The organism is Cellulomonas sp. NPDC058312 (assembly GCF_042880135.1).
Classification (GTDB): domain Bacteria; phylum Actinomycetota; class Actinomycetes; order Actinomycetales; family Cellulomonadaceae; genus Cellulomonas.
The window spans coordinates 1-1,657 of sequence record NZ_JBHVZE010000021.1 but is presented as its reverse complement, the minus strand read 5'-3'; the positions used below and the strand labels follow the sequence as shown (position 1 = coordinate 1,657).

At 58.8% G+C, this 1,657-nt stretch carries 2 protein-coding genes and 1 rRNA gene; all 3 read right to left on the bottom strand.

Annotation, left to right across the window (positions count from 1 at the left end):
* Positions 1 to 543, bottom strand: a 16S ribosomal RNA gene (locus ACFVXN_RS18415); the annotation flags it as partial.
* A gap of 538 nt (positions 544 to 1,081) precedes the next feature.
* A complete protein-coding gene (locus ACFVXN_RS18410) occupies positions 1,082 to 1,279 on the bottom strand; it encodes a hypothetical protein (protein WP_005568355.1) in 198 nt (65 codons plus the stop codon).
* Positions 1,280 to 1,327: 48 nt separating this feature from the next.
* Positions 1,328 to 1,450, bottom strand: coding sequence for a hypothetical protein (locus tag ACFVXN_RS18405; protein ID WP_005248443.1), 123 nt, complete (start codon positions 1,448 to 1,450; stop codon positions 1,328 to 1,330).
* Positions 1,451 to 1,657 lie beyond the last annotated feature (207 nt).

Here is a 1,657-nt window from a genome sequence, read left to right as displayed (position 1 = left end):
ACGCCCAATAATTCCGGACAACGCTTGCACCCTACGTATTACCGCGGCTGCTGGCACGTAGTTGGCCGGTGCTTCTTCTGCAGGTACCGTCACTTTCGCTTCGTCCCTGCTGAAAGAGGTTTACAACCCGAAGGCCGTCATCCCTCACGCGGCGTCGCTGCATCAGGCTTTCGCCCATTGTGCAATATTCCCCACTGCTGCCTCCCGTAGGAGTCTGGGCCGTGTCTCAGTCCCAGTGTGGCCGGTCACCCTCTCAGGTCGGCTACCCGTCGTCGCCTTGGTAGGCCATTACCCCACCAACAAGCTGATAGGCCGCGGGCCCATCCTGCACCAGTAAACCTTTCCACCCTCAGCCATGCAGCCGAAGGTCATATCCGGTATTAGACCCAGTTTCCCAGGCTTATCCCGAAGTGCAGGGCAGATCACCCACGTGTTACTCACCCGTTCGCCGCTCGTGTACCCCGAAGGGCCTTACCGCTCGACTTGCATGTGTTAAGCACGCCGCCAGCGTTCGTCCTGAGCCAGGATCAAACTCTCCGTTGAAGACTCTAGATTTCACAGGCGAACCTGCCAATCAGTCATAGACATCGAGTCAAATCACTAGCAATCAAAAACTCAAACTAGCATTTCAAACACTGACCCCCCTCCGACGGAAGAAGGAGAAGAGCCAGCAAATACCCACACCACCAACACCCCGAAACCCCAAGGCCCCGAAAGCAATCCGTGATGCGGAGTACCAAAAACATTTGGCACTGACATTCATCGACACACTGTTGAGTTCTCAAAGAACACGCACACACCATCACTACCGAAGTCTCAACTTCGGCCGCTCCGGGGCAACCGTTCCATCTTATCCTACCAGCCTCACCGGCGCAAGCCGAGACGCTGATCAGAATCTAACCGGGATGGAAGCACCACCGTACACGACGGTGAACCTCCGATGTACCAGGCGCCTTCGTCCAACCTCGTGTCCCCCGCCTTCCGGCCGGGGTCGGTGTCCGTGTCGCTCTGACCTGGAATAAGTTACGCGAAGGGAAACAAGAACACCAAATCGCCAGGTCAACCGAGTGAAACCGGCGATTCAGGGCACCCAGTACTTGGCAGCCAGCTCCTCGATCACCACATCACCGTCCGAGGCCTGCTCCAAAGCCGCGAGGTCGGCGTCGATGGAAACCAATCGTGGATCGTCCCCCTCCGCCTCCTGGACTGGGTGCCCCCCGTCCTCGGCCAGCTGACGCAACAGCTTCTCGCGCACCCGGTCCTTCAGCGAATCGCTCATATCGAAATCATGACCGCGCGGCGGTGGGTTGTCGAGAGTGCACCGAACTCACTCCTCGGTCTCGTCCGGAGCCTTCACGTTGTCGCTCTTGCCGAAGACTCGCAGCGCGGTCGGAATGAGGACGATCAGCGCGCCCAGGATCGCGATCAACGAAAAGACCTGCATTGCCATCTGTGAACCGACTCTCTGTTTCGTGCCCGCGGCGACCAGGTGTCAGGCCGGCGCGAGCCAGCTTCCCCAAGATGTGTTCCTGGTGACGGTAAACGCCGCAAGGAAAATGAGCACACCGACTGTCACTCGCGGACCGAACACGATCGTGCGATCGCGTTTCCCTCGCCATCGGCGACGTGCCCATCCGATCCAGGCGAACACCTTCAC

Coding starts and splice junctions, on each gene's coding strand:
- ACFVXN_RS18410 (WP_005568355.1), bottom strand. CDS start 1,279: ATGAGCGATTCGCTGAAGGACCGGGTGCGCGAGAAGCTGTTGCGTCAG.
- ACFVXN_RS18405 (WP_005248443.1), bottom strand. CDS start 1,450: ATGGCAATGCAGGTCTTTTCGTTGATCGCGATCCTGGGCGCGCTGATC.